Source organism: Meiothermus sp. (genome assembly GCF_025060375.1).
Classification (GTDB): domain Bacteria; phylum Deinococcota; class Deinococci; order Deinococcales; family Thermaceae; genus Meiothermus.
Window position 1 is genome coordinate 44865 of the sequence record NZ_JANXCG010000054.1, and the last position, 18037, is coordinate 62901.

Genomic DNA, 18037 nt, shown 5'->3' on the forward strand with positions numbered 1-18037 from the left:
GAGTCAAGCCCAATATACTTGCCGTGGTATGGAGGGCCTTTTCATCCACGCGGTATTGCGCGGCCTGGTAGGGCGGTTGCCCCTGCGCACTTTGGGTTGGGCCTTCCCCAACGAGGGAACCGCGGCCTTGCTCCTGGAGGGGGTGGGCAACCTGGTGCTGCGCTACCGTCCGCCCCACCCTCTCCTCGCTGTGGAACCCGGCCGGTTAGAAGGCGAGGCCAAGACGCCCTTTCAGCGCCTTTTGGAGGTTCGCTGCAAGGGACGTCTCTTGGCCTTAGAACAGCTCAAGTTGGACCGGGTGGTGTTCTTGGAGTTTGAGGGCGAAAGGGGCTTCGTGGACACAGCCCCCACCCGGTTGGTTTTTGAGCCCACCGGGCGAAACGCCAACTTGATTCTCTGCGACCTCGAGGGCTGCATTCTCGGACTGGACCGGGCCGTATCCCGCGCGGTCAACCGCTACCGCGAGCTGAGGCCTGGCCTAAGCTACACCCCGCCCCCTCCCTACCAGAAGCTAGACCCCCGCACCCTGGAGGAGAAGGACCTGGTCCCCCTTTTGGGCCAGCCGCTGGCCCAGCTCATCAAGAACCTGGATGGGGTGGGCAAGGAGCTTGCGGCTGAGCTGCTGCGCCGGGTTCAGCTTCCTCCCCAGACCCCGCTGGCCCCCGAACACCTGCCGGTGGTTCTTGAGGGGATTCGAAGCCTGGTGGCGCAACCTGCCGGCCAGACCGGACCTTCCGGGTTGCAGCAGATCTGGGAGGAGGAGGCCGAGGCCCTGCGCAAGCCCCTTCGGGAGGCTTTGCAGCGCGAGCGCAAGACCCTTCAGGCCCGCCTTCTGGACTACCAGCAGGCACTGGAGCGCCTGGAAGAGGCGGAGCGGCTGCGGGGGTGGGGGGACCTCCTGATGGCCTACGCTTCCCAGATTCCTCCGGGCCCCCTGGCGCGGGTGGAGGATTTTTCCGGCAAGGAGGTAGAGATACCGCTTGTGCCCGGGCTTTCCCCAATTCAGAGCGCAGCCAAATTCTACCAGCGGGCCAAGCGGCTAGAGGCCAGTGCTGAGAAGGCCCTGGAGATGCTCCCCCAGACCGAGGCGCAGATAGCTGCGCTGGAGGCTGAGCTAGCACGCCTAGAGGCTTTGTCGCGAGAGGAGCTGCGCAAAGAGAGCCGAAGGCTGCGCGAAAGGGGGCCGCAGGTGGGTTTGCGCCTGAGGAGCCCGGGGGGCTTCGAGGTCTGGGTGGGCCGCAACAGCAAGGAGAACGATCTCCTAACCCGCATGGCCCACTCGGAGGACCTGTGGTTCCACGTTCAGGGCCTCCCTGGTTCGCACGTAATTCTGCGCACCCAGGGTCGTCCGGCCGACCTGCCCGACCTGCTTTTTGCCGCCCAGCTCGCAGCTTACCATTCCAGGGCCAGGGGAGACAAAAACGTTCCGGTGGACTATACCCCCAAAAAACACGTCTGGCGGCCCCGCAAGGCGGCAGCCGGCCAGGTGCTTTACACCCAGGCCCGGACGCTATTCGTGGATGCCCTGCTGCCGGAGGGTGGCCAAGGCTAGAGGATGGCCGGATGGCTGGGAGCGCTTAGGCCTCGAGCCTAGCCACCGCCCGAGCGGCTTCGTCCTCCCCCACCTGAAAGAGCCGGGCCGCCCAGGGGAGCGTGGTGCCCTGTACCAGCAGGGATACCAGCACCACAAAAAAGCTCACGTTGAAAATCTTTTGCGCTGCATCAACCCCAGCCAGCAGAGGGAAGGTGGCTAAGACGATGGGGATAGCCCCTCTCAGCCCCACCCAGGCGATAAAGGCCTTCTCACCCCAGGCGAGGCGGGCTGTGGGAAGGCTCAGGAAGACCGCAATTGGGCGGGCCACCAGCATAAGAAAAGCTGAGAGGAGCAGGGCCGGAACAGCCACCGCGGGGAGCTGGGAAGGGAAGACCAGAAGCCCTAGGATGAGGAAAAGCCCAATCTCCATGAGCCAGCTCATGCCCTCGTGAAAGCTGAGGAGGGCCTTCTTCCGGGGAAAGTCCTGGTTTCCTATCACTATCCCAGCTACATAGGCGGCCAGGAAGCCGCTGCCCCCGAGCGCCGCGGGGATTGCGAAAACCAGCAGCATCAGGGCGATGGACAGCACGGCGTACAGCCCGTCAAAGCCCAGCCGCAATCGCCGCAGCAGGATCACCGAACCCCAACCCAGCCCGTAGCCCAGGATTAGCCCCAGGGACATCTGTTGGACGAAGAGGGGGAGAATCTGCCAGCCGCTCATCTGCGGCTGGGTGAGGAGCAGGGTCAGGCCCACGGTCAGGAAGATGGCCATGGGGTCGTTGCTGCCGGACTCGAACTCCAGCAAGGGCTTGATGTGTTTCTTCAGGCGTATGGCCCGTTGCCGCAGGACACTGAAAACAGCGCTGGCGTCGGTGCTGGAAACGATTGCACCCAGCAGCAGGGCCTCGAGCCAGGAGAGCTCCAGGACGTAGTGGGCAAAAACCCCGGTAAGCAGGGCGGTGAGCAGGACCCCCAGGGTGGCCAGCGAGAGCCCGGCCCCGAGGATGGGCCGCACCGCTGTCCAGCGGGTAAAGAGGCCACCCGAGTAAAGGATGAAAACCAGGGCCACGGTGCCCACAAACTGAGCCAGAGGGTAGTTGTCAAACCAAATCCTACCGGGCCCGTCGCTGCCTGCCAGCATGCCAATGGCCAGGAAGAGCAACAGGCCCGGTATCCCGAGCCGCCCGCCCAGTTTGGAAGCCAGCACGCTCAGGAGCAGGAGTACCCCGGCAACCAGGAGAATCAGTTCAACTTTGGGCAAAAACACCTCCTCTCAGATGGCCAGTGAACCCCAGCCCTAGCTCCAGTGTGGCCTTTGGATTGGTTCACAAAAGTGCCTTTGCCTAGGTTTCGGGGGCCGCTTTTGGCCCTGTAAGATGAGCGGGTGGAGTATCTGGCCTACGGGGTGCTGTTCCTGACCTACCTGGGCCTGGGGCTGGGGTACTGGCCTGGTTACCGCATGAACCGGGCCGCTATCGCCATCACAGGGGCGGCTTTGCTCATCGTGCTAGGGGTGCTTGACTTTGAAGGTGCATGGCGGGCATTGGAACCCCATACCCTGGGCTTTTTGTTTGGGGTGATGGTGCTCAACGCCCACCTGGGCTATGCGGGATTTTTCCAGCTGTTCCTTTACCGGATGGTCCGCTTGGCCCGCAGCCCGCTGGGTTTGCTGATCTGGCTCACCTTCGGAACCGGTATCCTTTCAGCCTTGTTCCTGAACGACACCATCGCCATCCTCTTCACCCCTCTGGTTCTCACCCTGACCCGTGCCCTGGGGTTACCTCCGGTGCCCTACCTGCTGGCCTTGGCCGGGGCCACCAACGTGGGCAGCGTGGCTACCCTGACCGGCAACCCCCAGAACATCGTGGTCGGAAGCCTCTCCGGGATAGGCTACCTGGACTTTGCTCTGGCCCTGGGCCCGGTGGCCCTTCTGGGTTTGCTGGTGCAGGTGGGTCTTCTTTACACGCTTTATCCGGCGGTGCGCTCGAGGACCCCTTTGGCTCCGCCGCCCCCTTTTCGCTTCCGCTACAGCCGCCCTCTTTTGCTCAAGGGCGTTGTGGTGACTCTGGCCCTTTTGGCGGCCTTCCTACTGGGCTATCCCCTGGCTCAGGCGGCCTTGGTGGCCGCCGGGCTTTTGCTTTGGAGCCGTCGCCTGCGCTCTGAACGCTTCTTCAGCCGGGTGGACTGGGAGCTTTTGGTGCTCTTCGCCGGGCTTTTCATGGTGACTGCGGCGGTGCGGGAACTGGGGTTGCTGGAAAGGGTGGCCCCGCTGGTCTCCTCGCCTCCGAGCTTGATGCTGGTCACGGTGGGTCTTTCCAATCTAATCTCGAACGTGCCCGCGGTGCTTCTGCTCCACCCCCTAATACCCCCAGGGGATACGCAGGGCTGGCTGCTGTTGGCTGCGGCCTCTACCCTGGCCGGCAACCTCACCCTTTTGGGTTCGGTAGCCAATCTGATCGTGGCCGAGGCGGCAAGGCGCGAGGGGCACAGGCTGGGCTTCCTGGAACACCTGCGCTTTGGCCTACCCCTGACCATTCTGACGGTGCTTATGGCCTATGCCTGGCTTTACCGCTGACCTCCCCCTCCTGGAGCCCCGCCTGCTGGCTGTGGCGGAGGAGGTGGTGGGGCCGGTTCTCGCCGACATAGGGACCGACCATGCCCAGCTGCCCCTCTACCTTCTGCGAAGCGGCCGGGTGGAGCGGGTGATTGCGGTGGAGAAGAACCGAGGCCCCTTTGAGAACGCCAGGCGGGCGCTTTCGGGTCTGAACGCGGAGGTGCGCTTTGGCGACGGTTTTGCGGTGCTGCAGCCGGGCGAAGCAGACTCGGTGAGCCTGTGTGGGATGGGGGCAAGGCGCATGGTGGGTATCCTTTCCCGTTACCCTGGGCGGCTGCCCCAGCGGTTGGTGCTGCAGCCCAACGATGGGGCTGAGCCCCTGCGCCGTTGGGCTCTTTCGGCGGGGTACGCGCTGGTACGCGAGCAAATGGTCCAGGGCTTCCGTCGCTACACTGTCTTAACCCTGGAACCAGGGGTCTGCACAGCGTACGCTGGGCTGCCCCTCGAGCTGGCCCTCCGCTTTGGCCCCTGGTTGCTCCGGCAAAAGCACCCCCTGCTTAGGGCCGAGCTTTTGGCGCAGCGGAAGCGGCTAGGCCGCCTTCCGCTGGTGGAGCGGGTTTGGCTCGAGCAGCGCTGGGTGGAGGAAGCCCTGGCCCTGCTGGGGGAAGGCGCCTAGTGGGGCAGCCTTCGCTGTAGCCAGCCGTAGGCGTAGGTGCCCAGCAGAGCGCCCAGGAAGACCACCCCTGCCCCAGCTACCCCACTGCCGAGCAAGGCGTAGATGGGGCCCGGGCAGGCCCCCACCAGCCCCCAGCCCAGACCAAAGACCAGCCCTCCAAGCAGGTAGCGGTAGCGTCCGGGCTCGCTGGGGCGCATCTCCAGCCCCCATCGCCGCAACAGCCTTAGGCAAAGGGCTCCGGTGAGCACTGCGCTGCCGATGATGCCGTACATGTGGAACGACTCAAAACGGAACATCTCGTAGATGCGGTACCAGGAGGCTATCTCGGAGCGGATGGCCAAAAAGCCAAAAAATCCTCCGGCCACGAAGTAGGGGATCAGGCTCAGCGCCGAAGGCGTGGGCTGGCTATCCTCAAGGGGGAACTCGTCTGGAATGGGAAGCGCCATAGCTCACCTCAACGCCTGTAGGGCCCAGGGCAGGATCAGGTGGGCGGCCAGCAGCCCTCCCGCGAAGAAGCCCAGCGTAGCCAGAAGGGAGGGGGGCTGAAGGGCCGAAAGACCACTGATGGCGTGTCCGGAAGTGCAACCCCCTGCCCAGCGGGCCCCAAAGCCCACCATGAAACCCCCCAGCAGGAGGAACACGAACCCCTTCCAGTTCAGCAACGCCTGCCAGGAGAAAAGCTCCCGAGGCACCAACCCGTCTTCGGGTGAGAGGCCCATCTGCCGCAGGGCGGCGGCGGTCTGGGGGTTGAGCTCGAGGGGGGCTGGGTGGGGTAGGAGCACCCCTGCCACAAAGCCCCCACCGACAATCCCCAGCACAAAGGCCAGGTTCCATCCCTCTGCGCGCCAGTTGTAGCGGAAAAGGGGCAGCCGACTGCCCATGGCCGCACACAGGTGCCGCAGCGAGGAGGAGATGCCAAAGCGTCGGTTGCCAAGGACCAGGAGCAGCGGTACGAAAAGCCCGATGAGCGGGCCGGCCACGTACCAGGGCCAGGGTTGCCCAAACACCTCCATAGCTCTCCATGATGGCGGATAAGATTACATAAAATGTAAACTGCTTCGCAAAAAGGGACCCCCTGGACTGGCAGGGCGGTTGGTCCCAGGGAGGCAGCTTAGCTCAGGATTTCCTCGGGCCTGAAGAAGATGCCAATCTCACGGGCCGCGCTTTCCGGTCCGTCGGAGCCGTGAATTACGTTCTCGTCCACGGTGGTGGCGAAATCGGCCCGGATGGTGCCAGGGGCTGCCTCCCAGGGGCGTGTGGCCCCCATCAGGCGGCGCATCTCGGCGATGGCCCCAGGGCCCTCCACCACCATAGCCACCACCGGTCCGCTGGTGATGAAGCGGACCAGCCCTTCGTAGAAGGGCTTGCCCTGGTGCTCAGCGTAGTGGGCCTCGGCTACCTCGCGGGAGACCCGCATCTTCTTCATGGCCACAATCTGGAAGCCTTTGCGCTCGATTCGCTGGATGATTTCGCCGGTAAGCCCGCGGCGTACGCCGTCGGGCTTCACCATGATGAAGGTGCGCTCCATACCGCAGAAGAGTTTAGCACTACCCTACGTAAAAAGCCCTCCCCACAGGGAGGGCCAGGCCTTAGCGGTTGGAAGGGCCCTGGTTGGGCTGCCCCTGCGGCGCGCTCGAGCCCGAGCCGCTCTCTTCCCTCTTGGGCTCCTCCTTTGGGGTAAGGGTGGCCAGCACCTTTTGCAGGTTGTTCTCCACCTTGGCCGCCTTGAGGCGCTCTTCCACCCACTTCTGGGCGGCCTCAGCTCGGCGCGTGGCCAGCAACATCTGCCGGGCTTCCTCCTTGACTTCCTCGAAGGGACGTAGAACCTCGGCCTTGCGGTCGTTTACGATGAGCACCTGAAAGCTGCCATCTTCTAGCTTGACCACCTCGCTCACCTCGCCCAAGGGGCCCTTGGGGAAGCTACCCCGGGTTAGGAAGACCAGCCGGTTTGGGACCGGGGGCAGGGTGTTGGGGTTGGCCGTTCCGTAGTCTTGCAGGGTGCCCCCGTTGGCTTTGACCAGGTCCTCGAGCTTGCCGCCCTTGAGGGCCGCAGCCCGGAAGGCTTCGGCCTTGGCCCGATCCTCCTTCTTGAAGCTCACCGCTTGCACCCGGGCCGAGGCGGGTATGGTGAATCTGGCTGGGTTGGAGTCGTAGTATTTGCGCACCTCAGCGTCGGTGACAGCAATCTCTCGGGTTTTCCACTGCTGGGCCTGGGTGGCGATGTCCGTTTTGGCACCGAAGAAGGGCTGGCCCAGTTCCTTGGCTGCCTGCACGATGACCTCGCGTTGGATGAGCTGTTCTAGGCTTTGGGCCAGGAAGAAGCCAACGACGATCTCGCCTAGCCCCTGCTGGAGAAGTTGGAGGGTTTGAGGGTTGGCGAAAGCTTGCTGGGTCACATCGGCAAGGTGGATCTCGGCCTCGTTTACCTTGGCCACCACCGGGTTTTCGTAGCGGAATTCGGTCCCCTCAGCCACCTTCACGTTGGCCTTGGCCCGCAGCTGCTCCAGGTAGGCCTCCAGTGCCCCCCTCGCCTTGACCTGCTTGGCGTCTTCCCGGACGCGGTCCTTGACCTCTTCAAAGGTTGCGTCGCTGGCGGGCAGGTACTTCTCTACCTTCACGATGTAGAAGCGTCCCCCGGCCTCAATAGGCTTGGTGACCTGGCCGTCGCGAAGCTTGAAAACCGCCTCAGCCACTGCGTTGGGAAAGACCACCCGGGTTACCGGACCCGGCTCGCTCTTGCCAGCCTCAGCCCCCAGCGCCCCGCCCTGCTCGGCGTTGAGCTTGGAGTGGGCCTTGGCGAGGGCTGCAAAGTCGGCCCCTGGGGCTGTGGCTTGGGCATAGACCTTTTCCGCGGTGGCCTTGTCGTCCAGCACAATCTGGCGGGCCAGCACCCGCTCCTCGTTCCTGTACCGCTCCCGGTTCAACTCGAAGTAGAGCCGCATCTCCTCTTCGGTGGGCTCAGCTTTCTTCTGGATTTCCTCTACCCGCTTGTTGATGCGAATCTGGTCGCGCAGTTCGCCTCTGAGCTGGGAGTCCGTGTAGCCTACCTGGGTTAGGAAGCGGTCGTAGTCCTCCTTCCTCTGGAGCCCGAAGCGCTCCCTGATGCTGTCCAGCTCTTTTTTGAGCTCCCCGCCGGAGACCCGGATGCGGGCGGTGTCTTGCAGGAGCGCGGTGGTGGTAACGAAGCGGTTGGCGAAGTCTATCTCCAGCAGGTTCTTCAGCAGCCCCTGGGGATTGGTGCTCAGAAAAGGATCGCTTTGCCGGGCCCGGGCCAGCTCGAGCTCGCTGACCGCGCGCCCGTTTACGGTCAGCACAGTTTTCCCTTGGGGGTTGCGCTGGCCTTGGGGAGTGAAGAGCAGGATCGAACCCACCACGAAGGCCAGGGCTAGAACGCCAAAGACAACCCCAACCACCCTCTTGCTGATTCCAAACACTTGACTGCCTCCTCTTTCGGTGCTACCCTTCTTGGTGCTGATGCACCCGTAGCTCAGTGGATAGAGCGTTCGCCTCCGGAGCGAAAGGCCACAGGTTCGAGTCCTGTCGGGTGCGCCATCTTTTTCCTTCTAGCCCCTCCGGCGAACCTTCCTAAGCCCTTTGTACCCCAAGGTGCTAAGACCAAGGTTAAGGGAGTTCGCACCAAGTGGCGATTGTAGCATAAGGGCTGGATGCGGACCTCCTTCAACCTGCGGGAAGCCGCGGCGCTGCAAAAAGCCCTGGCCCAACGGGTGGTCCTTTGGGGGGGGCTGCAGGGGGTGCGCTACCTGGCCGCGCTGGATGCCTCCCATCCACCCCGATTCTCGGGGAGGGGTCCCTCGGTGGCCGCAGCGGTGCTCTGGGACCTAGAGGCGGCGCGGGTCGTGGAGGTGGCCACGGTCCAGGTCCAAGGGGCAGCGCTCTTCCCCTATGTGCCCGGCTTTCTGTCCTTCCGCGAGGCCCCGCTCTACCTGGCGGCCTTGGCCCGGCTGTCGCGTTTTCCCCAGGCCCTCCTTGTGGACGGGCAGGGGGTGGCCCATCCACGTGGCCTGGGCATAGCGGCCCATCTGGGGGTGCAGCTGGACCTTCCAGCCATCGGGGTAGCCAAGGGTCTTCTGTGCGGCCATCCAGAGGGTGAACTGCCCATGGAGGCCGGTGCAAGCGTGCGGCTTATGATGGGCGGGGTTCAGGTGGGCTGGGTTTACCGCAGCCGCAAGGGGGTACGGCCCCTCTACATCTCTCCCGGCCATCGGGTGGGAATGGAGGAGGCCTTAGCCTTTGTCCGTGCCCTCCCCGGAAAGACCCGGCTCCCCGAGCCCTTGCGCAGGGCCCACCTCGAGGCGGGCGCAGCCCGGCGGCGGCTCGAGCCAGTGTGAGGTAGGCCAGCCTCTGTGGGGGTTCCTCCTGCTATGGTCTTCCCAGCAAGCCGCTGTTCGGGGAAGCCAAACGAGGAGGCCGTATGAGAGGGTTTTCAAGACGCGAAGCGCTAAGGTTTGTAGGGGCTACCGGGTTAGCTGCAATGGCCACAATACCCGGTGCAGCCCAGGGGAGCCCTTCTTTGCCCAACGGGGCGGGATTTTACCGCTTTAGGCTGGGAGACTACACCCTCATCGTGCTGAGCGATGGTCAAAGTGCACCGGGAAATGCCTTTCCCAACTGGGGGGCCAACCCGGGCCGCCAGGCGGAGTTTTCCGCTGCCCTGCGGGAGCACTTCTTGGACCCCGGCCAGTTCATCAACAATTTCAACCCCATGGTAATCGATACCGGGCGGGTCAAGGTGCTGGTGGATACCGGTCGGGGCCAGGCTGGGCAGCTTCTGGCCAACATGGCCAATGCCGGGCTCCGGCCCGCCGACATTAACATCGTCTTCATCACCCACGGCCACGGCGACCACATTGGCGGCCTGGTGCGGGACGGCCAGCCGGTCTTTGCAAACGCCCAGCACATTATCGGGGAGACGGAGCTCCAGTTCTGGCTCTCTCAGGCCAACCCTCCAGCTAACCTGGTTGCCCTTCAGAACCGCTTTACCCGGGTGCGTGGTGGAGCCGAAATTGCCCCTGGGATTACGGTGGTGGACACGCCCGGGCACACCGTGGGGCACCTGGCAGTGCAGGTAAGTTCGGGCGGCCGGACGCTGTGGCACCTGGGCGATGCTGGCGGGCACTATATTCTCTCCTTCCGTTTTCCCGATCACTACCTGGGGTTTGACGCCAACCCTCAGCAGGCTGTGGCCACCCGGGCCCGGCTTTGGCAGACCGCAGCGGCGGAGCGGATTATGGTGGTGGGCTACCACTTTGCCTGGCCGGCGGTGGGGTACGTGCGCCGAGCGGGCGATGCCTACGAGTTTGTGCCGGCGTTTTTCACCTTCTGAGCTCCTGTCGGGGCTCCTCGGAGCGTTTCCCTGAGGAGCCCGTAGGGCCCCGCGATCCTCCCTTGGCTCGAGGGGAGGGTTTCGCACTTTTGGGCCAGCCCGTACAATCATGGGCAAAGACCAAAGGAGGAGCCCATGCAGTCCACCATGATGAATTTTCCCCTTACCATTCCGCACATCCTGGAGCGGGCTGGAAAGTTCTTCCCCAAAGAAGAAATCGTAACCCGGCTGCCCGACGGGTCGCTTCACCGCTACACCTACGCCGAGTTCTACCGCCGGGCCCGCCGGCTGGCCTCGGCCCTGAAAAAAGCTGGCCTGCAGAGGGGTGAGCGGGTGGCCACCCTCTCCTGGAACACCTACGCCCACCTCGAGGCCTACTTCGGGGTTCCGGTGGCCGGCGGCGTGGTGCATCCCCTGAACCTCCGACTCCATCCCTCGGATATCGCCTACATCGCCCATCACGCCCAGGACAGAATCCTGATGGTTGACGATGTGTTGCTGGGGCTTTACGAGGCCATCCGGCCCCACGTCCAGTTTGAGCGGGTGCTGGTGGTGCCCCTCACGGGGCGGCCGGTACCGGAGGGCTTGGAAAGCTACGAGGACTTCCTGGCCACGGGGGATGAGGACTTCCTCTACCCCGAGCTGGGTGAGGAGGAGGCCGCCGGGATGTGCTACACCTCCGGCACCACTGGGAAGCCCAAGGGGGTAACCTACTCCCACCGCTCCATCGCCCTCCACAGCCTGGCCTCGGCCCTGCCGGACGCCCTGAACCTCTCCAGCCGCGATGTGCTCCTGCCGGTGGTACCCATGTTCCATGTGCTGGCCTGGGGCCTGCCCTATACCGGGGTGATGGTGGGCTGCAAGCTGGTGCTGCCGGGGCCACACCTGGACGCGGTGAGCCTGCTGGACCTGTTCGAGTCGGAGGAGGTGAGCAAGGCCGCTGGGGTGCCCACCGTCTGGCTGGGGGTTTTGCAGGCCTTGGAGAAGGAGCCCACCCGCTGGCGACTGAAACCCATGGAGTTGGTAGTGGGGGGCAGCGCGGCCCCCGAGGCCATGATCCGGGCCTTTGATCGGCTTGGGCACACCGTGCTCCACGCCTGGGGCATGACCGAGATGAGCCCTCTGGGCACCGTGAGCCGGCTCAAGCGGCACCTGATGGGCGACCCTGAGGTGGCGTACCGCTACCGGGCCCAGCAGGGCCTGCCCACTCCCTGGGTGGAAATCCGGGCGGTGGGCGAGCAAGGCGAGGTGCCCTGGGACGGGCGCTCACTGGGGGAGCTGCAGGTGCGGGGGCCCTGGGTGGCCGGGAGCTACTACAACCTCGAGGCGGAGTCCGATAAGTGGACCCAGGACGGCTGGTTTCGCACCGGAGACGTGGTGGCCATCGACCCCGAGGGTTACATCCGCATCGCCGATCGCACCAAGGACCTGATTAAGTCGGGGGGCGAGTGGATCAGCTCGATTGACCTGGAGAACGCCTTGATGGCCCACCCGGCGGTGAAGGAGGCCGCCGTCATCGCCATCCCCGACCCCAAGTGGGATGAGCGCCCGCTGGCGGTGGTGGTCCTCAAGGAAGGGCAGACCGCCACGCCGGAAGAGCTGAGGGCCTTCCTCGAGCCCCGCTTTGCTAAGTGGTGGCTTCCCGATGGGTACGTTTTTGTGGACGAGATACCCCGCACCAGCACGGGCAAGTTCCTGAAGTCCAAGCTCCGCGAAACCTTCAAAGACTACAAGGTCAGGGCACGGTAAGGCTCCCCGCACCGGTCTACTCAGGTTTGGCCTCACGCCCCATCAGGCGGGAGAGCTCCCCTAGGGGGTCAGCCCCCAGGTAGACCACCCGGTACACAGCCTCGGTGATGGGCAGGTCGGCCCCAGTAGCCTGGTCCCAGGCGTGGAGGGCTTTTACCGTGTAAATGCCCTCCACCACCGACTTTTGCGTCTCCAGATGGGCCAGGGTCCGCCCCTTCACGAGCTGCTCCCCTGCGCTGCGGTTTCGGGATAGGGGGCTGTGGGCGGTGGCGATCAGGTCGCCCAGGCCTGAGAGGCCCATGAAGGTTGCCTCCTGGGCCCCTTGGGCCACCCCGAACCGGACGATTTCCCGCAGCCCCCGGGTAATAAGGGCTGCCTTGGCGTTGTCGCCCAGCCCCAGGCCGTCCACCATACCTGCGGCCAGGGCAATCACGTTTTTGAGCGCGCCACCCAGCTCCACCCCCACCACGTCGTGGGTGGTGTAGACCCGAAAGCTCGGTCCACTGAAGACCTGCTGCACCTGCTGGGCCAGGGCGGGGTCGTGGGAGGCGGTTACGGCGGCTGCTGGCAAAAAGCGGGCCACCTCCTCAGCCAGGTTGGGACCCGAGAGTACCGCCAGGCGGCCCACCCCTGTGACCTCCTGGATCACCTGGCTAATCCGCAGAAGGTGATTTTCGGCAAAGAGCAGGCCCTTTACCGCCGAGACGTAGGCTAAGGCCTTGGGCAGGCCCCTTAGGGTTTCCCTAAGAGCCCTGGAAGGTACCGCCACCACCGCGAACTGGGCTTTGGCCAGGGCTTCTTCGGCGTCGGCGGTGGGGTGGAGGTGTTCGGGGAAGATGGCGCCGGGTAGGTACTCCCGGTTTTGCCGTTCCTCCTGCATGGCTTCAGCATGCTCGGCCCGCCGAGCCCACAGGTAAACGGGGATGCCCTTGGATGAGGCCAGAAGCGCCAGGGCGGTGCCCCAGGCCCCAGCGCCCAGCACCGCGATAGGGCCTTGGGAGGGTTGGGCCTGGGCCTCTAGCTCGGTTAGGGGTGCGGGATTGGGCATGGTCGGCTTGTCCCCCAGCCTCAGGGCTGCATGAGCACCAGGATGGAGAAAGCCTCGTACCAAGCGCCCACCAGCAGGAAGAAAGTCCCCAGGTAGGCCGTCTGCCCCAGGGCTCGCAAACCGGCTCGGTAGCCCTCGCCCCGCAGGGTCTTGACCAACAACACCAGCCCCCCAAAGGTGACCAGGATGTAGGCCTGAAGCTCGATCACGATGGTGGGGAGGTGGAGCAGGTAGTTGAGGGTGGGTAGCGCCACCGGGCTTAGGGCAAAGCCCAGCACGAAGTAGCGCAGGGCGTTGAACAGGAGGGCGGGGATTCCCAAAAGAAGTGCCGGTACCGCAGTGGTGAGCAGAAGGCCGTTGGCCAGGTTCCAGTAGAAGATGACCACCGCTAGGCTGAGCACCCCCCCGCCCAGCGCGCCCCCCAGGCCGATTTGCTCCAGGGCTCCCCCGACAAGCTCCTGCATAAGCCGCACCAGCCCGGGGTTGGCGTAGGCCACCAGGCTTCCTAAGGCGAAAAGCCCGTACAGACCAAGGTTGGTGCCCAGGTAGAGGCCGCGGTGCTGCCGCACCAGGGCCCAGCCTTCCACCCAGCTGCGGGAGAGGAGGTTGTTGCCCCGCAGGGCCAGCAACCAGCCCAGCGAGAGGGCCACGAAGAGGGCCCAGCTGAGGGGGTTCTTGAGCCAAAGGGGCAACAAGCCCCCCTCCGGGGTAAAGCCGATGCGGGTAACCTGGCCTTCTCGCAGGGTAACCCGTACCTCCCCCCCGCGGCCGCCCGCGGTGGCCGGGAAGGCCACCACGCTGCCCCGGGGGGTGGTCTCCTCCAGAGGCTCGTCTAGGTTTATCGAGAGGTCCCGGGGTGGGTCGGGGAAGGCCAGGCTGCGCTCCAAGAGCCGGATGGCCTCTTCGGTGGGCTTGCCGATGGCTTGTGCCGGGTCTACCCGGTATTTTCCAGCCTGCCAGTCCAGCACAGCTTGGCGGGCGGTTTCCAGGTTGGACTGGGCCAGGGCAGAACCTGCCAGCAGGCACAGGAGGAGGACTCGAGCGGCCTTTCGCATCACCATAAGCCTACCAGTCCGGCTAGACCTCCCGTAAGGGTACGCCCCTTTGGCAGAGGGGACAGGACTCCGGGGTGTAGGTGGGAAAATCCAGCTGTAGAAGTGCCCGGAAGGGTACCCCAAACTCAGCCCGTCCCGCGCTGCGGTCCACGATGGCCCCCACCCCCACGCAGCGCCCCCCTTTGCGTTCGGCGACCCGGATGGTCTGCTGCACGGAGCCCCCGGTGGTAACCACGTCCTCTACAGCCAGAAAGCGCTCCCCGGGGTGGATGGTGAGCCCTTCGCGGATCCGCATCCCTCCCTGTCCATCTTTTTCGGCGAAGAGGGCCCGTGCGCCCAGGGCTTTGGCGGTCACGAAGGAAAGCAACACCCCTCCCATGGCCGGTCCAATGACGAAGTCCACCCGCTCCTCGAAGAGCTTCGCCAGGGCCTGCCCCACCGCCTCAGCGCAGAGGGGGTGTTGGAGCAGGGTGGCGCTTTGCAGAAATTTCGGCGAATGCCGCCCTGAGCGCAGCAAAAAATGACCCTCCAAAAGGGCTCCGGTTGTGCGGTAAAGCTCCAGAATCTCCACGCCCTCCATGCTACCCGAAGGTCAGGTGGCCTTCACCGCTGCGGGTGGGCAGGTCTGGCCGGGGCTGGGGTCCTTGGGCAGCAAGGCGGTGGGGGGCTCGGCTTTGCTGCCAGTTCGGGTCCAACGGTGGGCTGGGCGAACCGGGAGCAAGCAGCGTTGGAGAGGCCCGGCGGCCGCCTCAGGGTCGCAGGCAGGCCCCTTGCGGCGGGCTTCCTCTCTGCGTCGGTTGGGAAGCGTTCTGCGTCCGGCCCCGCCTGCTGGGCCACTTCCGCACCGGCCTGCGCCAGCCGGACGGACAGGGGCGGTCTGCACCCTAGTCCCCGAAGTACTCGTAGGTATGAGGGCCCTCTAGGCCCAGCATGATGTCCAGGTTTTGCACCGCCGCACCTGAGGCCCCCTTGCCCAGGTTGTCAAAACGAGCCACCAGAAGGGCCTGCTCCTGCTTTGGGTTCTCAAAGACGAAGAGCTCGAGCAGGTTGGTGCCGTTGAGGGCCTGTGGGTCGAGAACCGGATGGTGGGCCCCGTAGGTCTCGAGGGGCATCACCCGGATGAAGCGCTGGCCCCTGTAGCGCTCCACCAGGGCTTCGTGAAGCTCGGCGGCGGTGGTCCTTTTGGGTAGGGCCCACAGGTGCAGCGGGATGAAGTCAAGCATTCCCTGCCGGAAGCGGGCCACCGCAGGGGTGAAGATAGGGGGGCGCTCCAGCCGCGCGTAGAGGGTCATCTCGGGGATGTGCTTGTGGGCAAGTTCCAGGCCATAGGCGCGGTAGTCGCCGGCCAGGCGGTGCTCGCCTCGGCCCTCCATGGCCTCAATGAGTTGCCGCCCACCCCCTGAGTAGCCTGAGATGGCGTGGACCGAGATGGGGAAGGTGGCTGGGAGGAGGCCGGCGTCCACCAGGGGGCGGAGAAGGGCGATGACGCCGGTGGGGTAGCAGCCGGGGTTGGCGACAAAGCGGGCCTCCCGTATGCGCTTGGGCTGCTCGGGGGTGAGTTCGGGAAAGCCGTAGACCCAGCCCTCGGCCACCCGGTGGGCCGAACTGGTGTCCAGAACCCGGGTGCTGGGGTTTTCCAGCATGGACATTGCCGCTTTGGAGAGCTCATCGTGCAGACAGAGGATAGCTACGTCGGCCTCGTTTAGGAGCCGCTTGCGTTCGGCCTCGTCCTTGCGTCGGGCGGGGTCAATGGAGAGGAGTTCTAGGTCGGTGCGATCCTTCAGCCGGGCACGAATTTGCAGGCCAGTGGTCCCGGCCTCGCCGTCTATGAAAACCTTTGGTCTCATCGCCTCCTCGAGGTGGGCCTCAGCCGAGCAGGTGGTACAGCAGGGCTTTTTGCGCGTGCAGCCGGTTCTCAGCCTGGTCAAAGACCCGCGACTTCCTGTGCAGGGTGGCCTCCTCCACCACCTCCTCGCCGTAATGGGCTGGCAGACAGTGTAGGAATATTCCGTCGGGGTCTATCCTCTCCAGGGTCTCAGGGGTCACCTGGAAGCCGGCGAAGTCCTTGATTTTGCGCCGCTGGCTGGCCTCTGCCTCTTGACCCATAGAGACCCAGACGTCGGTGTAGAGCACCTGGGCCCCTTCCACCGCGGCCACCGGGTCGTGGGTCAGGGTCACATCGGCCCCCAGCCGCAGGGCCTCCATGTAGATGACCGCGTTGGGCTCGTAGCCCCTTGGCGTGGCCACGGTGAGCTTGACGCCGGAGAGCACTGCGCACTGGATGTGAGCGTTGGCCATGTTGTTGCCGTCGCCGATGTAGGTTACCCGCAGCCCCTTGGTCTGGCCGAAGTGCTCCTCGATGGTCTGGTAGTCGGCCAAAAGTTGCACCGGGTGCAGGAGGTCGGATAGGCCGTTGATGACCGGTTTGGAGGAGTAGCGGGCCAGCTCCTCGAGGGTGGAGTGCAGGTACACCCGGGCCATGATGGCGTCCACCCAGCGCTCCAGGTTGAGGGCGATGTCCCGCACCGGCTCGCGGGTGCCTAGGCCAATTTCGGCGTTGGTCAGGTGAATGGCATGCCCGCCGAGCTGGTTCATCGCCACCTCAAAGGTCGTTCGGGTGCGCAAGGAGGGCTTCTCAAAAATCATCGCCAGGGTTTGGCCCTCCAGGGGCTTCAGACCCTTGAACTCACCCCGCTTCATGGCGTGGGCAGTGTCCAGCACGGCGCGGTACTCTGCGGGGGAGAGGTCCAGGTTGGAAAGGAAGTCGCGGCCTTTGGCTACAGGTTTTGGGGGTTTTACCACGGCATGCCTCCCAAGCGTGGATGCATAAACAAGCACCCCGGGGGTTTGATTATACGATTGGGGGTTCCTTTTAGGTGAGGGGGGAGACGGGCTATAGGCTAAAGGAACGCTAAACCCCAAGTCCGGCTTCTCGAACTGAACCCGGCCAGACACATGTGAGACTGGAGGAGTAAAAATGTGGGGACCACTCCAGGAGAGAGGGGGTCCCCACGGATGCAGCTTACCACGGTTGGCAAAGAGGTTTTGCGGGGAGCGCGGAAGGCCCGGGAACTCCAAGAGGCCGGGGCCGGCGATCCCACGGTTCAGGAGCGCTTACGGAAGCTCAAACAGGTGGAGGCGCTCAGGAAATACCGGATGGGCTGGCCCGAGATCCAGGAGCTTTTGGGGATCAGCCGGGCCACCTATTACCGCTGGCGGAAACGCCTCAAGGAAGAGGGCCTTGCCGGTCTTAAGCCTCGGTCAAGACGTCCTCAGCGCTTGCGGAGGAGGATTTACTGGTCTTCCGATCTGCTGATCCGGGTGGAAGCCCTAAGGAAGGAGAACCCCACCTGGGGCCGCTGGCCGATTTGGCTGACCCTAAGGAAGGAGGGCTTTGCGGTGAGCGAGCGCACCGTGGGGCGGATCCTGGCCTACCTGGAAGCACACGGCCGCGTGGAAAGCGTAGCCGCCTTTCTGGCCCGGGCCCGGCGGGGGAAGGGGGGGCGAAGACCCAGGAGGCCCTATGCGCAAAGGAAGCCCAAGGGATACGAGGTGGGTCACCCTGGCGACCTTATCCAGGTGGATACCCTCACCGTGACCCTGGGCCCTGGGGAGACGATCCAGCACTTCTCGGCCGTGGACCTCTTCACCCGTTTCTCCCTTGCGGAAGTCCACACCCGAGCCACGGCCAACCTGGCGGCCAGCTTTCTTGCCCGCCTGATGGTGCAAGCGCCTTTTCCTATTCGTGCGGTGCAGGTGGATGGGGGCAGCGAGTTTATGTCCGATTTTGAGGAGGTCTGTGAACGTTTGGGCGTTAAGCTCTTCGTTCTTCCTCCGAGGAGCCCCAAGCTCAATGGTCACGTGGAGCGGATGCTGCGGACCTTTAGGGATGAGTTCTACACACGGCCGTTGCCTTCACAGATCCCCGAGCTCCAAAGGGAGCTTGACGCCTACCTGGACCACTACAACCGCCGGCGACCCCACCGGGCCTTGGGGGGCCTGGCCCCTTTAGAGTACCTGGCTAGAATACGGGGAGAGGCGGTCCCCACAGAGTCTCAAATGTGTTGACCGACTACA

General features: G+C 64.5%; 17 protein-coding genes and 1 tRNA gene. 8 read left to right on the forward strand and 10 right to left on the reverse strand.

Annotated elements, in window-relative coordinates; translation table 11 throughout:
* Positions 1 to 28: 28 nt before the first annotated feature.
* The gene (locus tag NZ849_RS06975) at positions 29 to 1552 is read left to right on the forward strand and encodes an NFACT family protein (RefSeq protein ID WP_295387703.1); all 1524 of its coding nucleotides are present in this window, start codon (positions 29 to 31) and stop codon (positions 1550 to 1552) included.
* A 25-nt stretch (positions 1553 to 1577) separates the two neighbouring features.
* Here the strand turns inward: NZ849_RS06975 and NZ849_RS06980 are convergent, their stop codons facing one another.
* Positions 1578 to 2801, reverse strand: coding sequence for a potassium/proton antiporter (locus NZ849_RS06980; protein ID WP_295387707.1), 1224 nt, complete (start codon positions 2799 to 2801; stop codon positions 1578 to 1580).
* 117 nt (positions 2802 to 2918) lie between these two features.
* Between NZ849_RS06980 and NZ849_RS06985 the strand changes: the two genes are divergently transcribed.
* Positions 2919 to 4109 carry an anion transporter gene (locus NZ849_RS06985; RefSeq protein WP_295387712.1) on the forward strand — a complete coding sequence of 397 codons (1191 nt, stop codon included), beginning with the start codon at positions 2919 to 2921 and terminating at the stop codon, positions 4107 to 4109.
* Complete coding sequence (locus tag NZ849_RS06990) at positions 4090 to 4764, forward strand: class I SAM-dependent methyltransferase (RefSeq protein WP_295387714.1); 675 nt, start codon at positions 4090 to 4092, stop codon at positions 4762 to 4764. The genes NZ849_RS06985 and NZ849_RS06990 overlap by 20 nt, the downstream gene beginning before the upstream one ends.
* Here the strand turns inward: NZ849_RS06990 and NZ849_RS06995 are convergent.
* The 4 genes from NZ849_RS06995 to NZ849_RS07010 form a co-directional block, all read right to left on the reverse strand.
* Positions 4761 to 5210 (reverse strand): DUF6691 family protein, encoded by a 450-nt coding sequence (locus tag NZ849_RS06995; protein WP_295405605.1) that lies wholly within the window; start codon positions 5208 to 5210, stop codon positions 4761 to 4763. The two genes, NZ849_RS06990 and NZ849_RS06995, sit on opposite strands and share 4 nt — an antisense overlap.
* 3 nt (positions 5211 to 5213) lie before the next feature.
* A complete protein-coding gene (locus tag NZ849_RS07000) occupies positions 5214 to 5777 on the reverse strand; it encodes a YeeE/YedE thiosulfate transporter family protein (RefSeq protein ID WP_295387720.1) in 564 nt (187 codons plus the stop codon).
* Positions 5778 to 5875: 98 nt separating this feature from the next.
* On the reverse strand, positions 5876 to 6292 hold the full coding sequence (gene ndk, locus NZ849_RS07005) for a nucleoside-diphosphate kinase (RefSeq protein WP_295387723.1): 417 nt from the start codon (positions 6290 to 6292) through the stop codon (positions 5876 to 5878).
* Between the two features lie 61 nt (positions 6293 to 6353).
* Complete coding sequence (locus NZ849_RS07010; protein ID WP_295405607.1) at positions 6354 to 8177, reverse strand: peptidylprolyl isomerase; 1824 nt, start codon at positions 8175 to 8177, stop codon at positions 6354 to 6356.
* Positions 8178 to 8240: 63 nt separating this feature from the next.
* Between NZ849_RS07010 and NZ849_RS07015 the strand changes: the two genes are divergently transcribed.
* The 4 genes from NZ849_RS07015 (at position 8241) to NZ849_RS07030 (ending at position 11857) form a co-directional block, all read left to right on the forward strand.
* Positions 8241 to 8316, forward strand: a tRNA-Arg gene (locus tag NZ849_RS07015).
* A 113-nt stretch (positions 8317 to 8429) separates the two neighbouring features.
* Positions 8430 to 9113 carry an endonuclease V gene (locus tag NZ849_RS07020; protein ID WP_295387728.1) on the forward strand — a complete coding sequence of 228 codons (684 nt, stop codon included), beginning with the start codon at positions 8430 to 8432 and terminating at the stop codon, positions 9111 to 9113.
* A 143-nt stretch (positions 9114 to 9256) separates the two neighbouring features.
* Positions 9257 to 10108, forward strand: coding sequence for an MBL fold metallo-hydrolase (locus tag NZ849_RS07025; protein WP_295405609.1), 852 nt, complete (start codon positions 9257 to 9259; stop codon positions 10106 to 10108).
* A gap of 135 nt (positions 10109 to 10243) precedes the next feature.
* Positions 10244 to 11857: a long-chain fatty acid--CoA ligase gene (locus tag NZ849_RS07030; RefSeq protein WP_295405610.1), complete on the forward strand. Its 1614-nt coding sequence runs from the start codon at positions 10244 to 10246 to the stop codon at positions 11855 to 11857.
* 16 nt (positions 11858 to 11873) lie between these two features.
* On the opposite strand, the gene NZ849_RS07035 is transcribed toward NZ849_RS07030, so the two are convergent.
* From NZ849_RS07035 to argF, 5 genes are all read right to left on the reverse strand, one after another.
* Positions 11874 to 12905, reverse strand: a complete 1032-nt coding sequence (locus NZ849_RS07035) for an NAD(P)H-dependent glycerol-3-phosphate dehydrogenase (RefSeq protein WP_295405612.1) — start codon at positions 12903 to 12905, stop codon at positions 11874 to 11876.
* 20 nt (positions 12906 to 12925) lie between these two features.
* Complete coding sequence (locus NZ849_RS07040) at positions 12926 to 13960, reverse strand: stage II sporulation protein M (protein WP_295405614.1); 1035 nt, start codon at positions 13958 to 13960, stop codon at positions 12926 to 12928.
* A gap of 22 nt (positions 13961 to 13982) precedes the next feature.
* Positions 13983 to 14531, reverse strand: coding sequence for an orotate phosphoribosyltransferase (pyrE, locus tag NZ849_RS07045; protein WP_295387740.1), 549 nt, complete (start codon positions 14529 to 14531; stop codon positions 13983 to 13985).
* A 313-nt stretch (positions 14532 to 14844) separates the two neighbouring features.
* Positions 14845 to 15807 carry an N-acetyl-gamma-glutamyl-phosphate reductase gene (gene argC, locus NZ849_RS07050; protein WP_295387743.1) on the reverse strand — a complete coding sequence of 321 codons (963 nt, stop codon included), beginning with the start codon at positions 15805 to 15807 and terminating at the stop codon, positions 14845 to 14847.
* A gap of 19 nt (positions 15808 to 15826) precedes the next feature.
* Positions 15827 to 16762, reverse strand: coding sequence for an ornithine carbamoyltransferase (gene argF / locus NZ849_RS07055; protein WP_295387746.1), 936 nt, complete (start codon positions 16760 to 16762; stop codon positions 15827 to 15829).
* A gap of 213 nt (positions 16763 to 16975) precedes the next feature.
* Here argF and NZ849_RS07060 point away from each other — a divergent pair, with 213 nt between their 5' ends.
* Complete coding sequence (locus NZ849_RS07060; RefSeq protein ID WP_318773212.1) at positions 16976 to 18028, forward strand: integrase core domain-containing protein; 1053 nt, start codon at positions 16976 to 16978, stop codon at positions 18026 to 18028.
* The last annotated feature ends 9 nt before the right edge of the window (positions 18029 to 18037 follow it).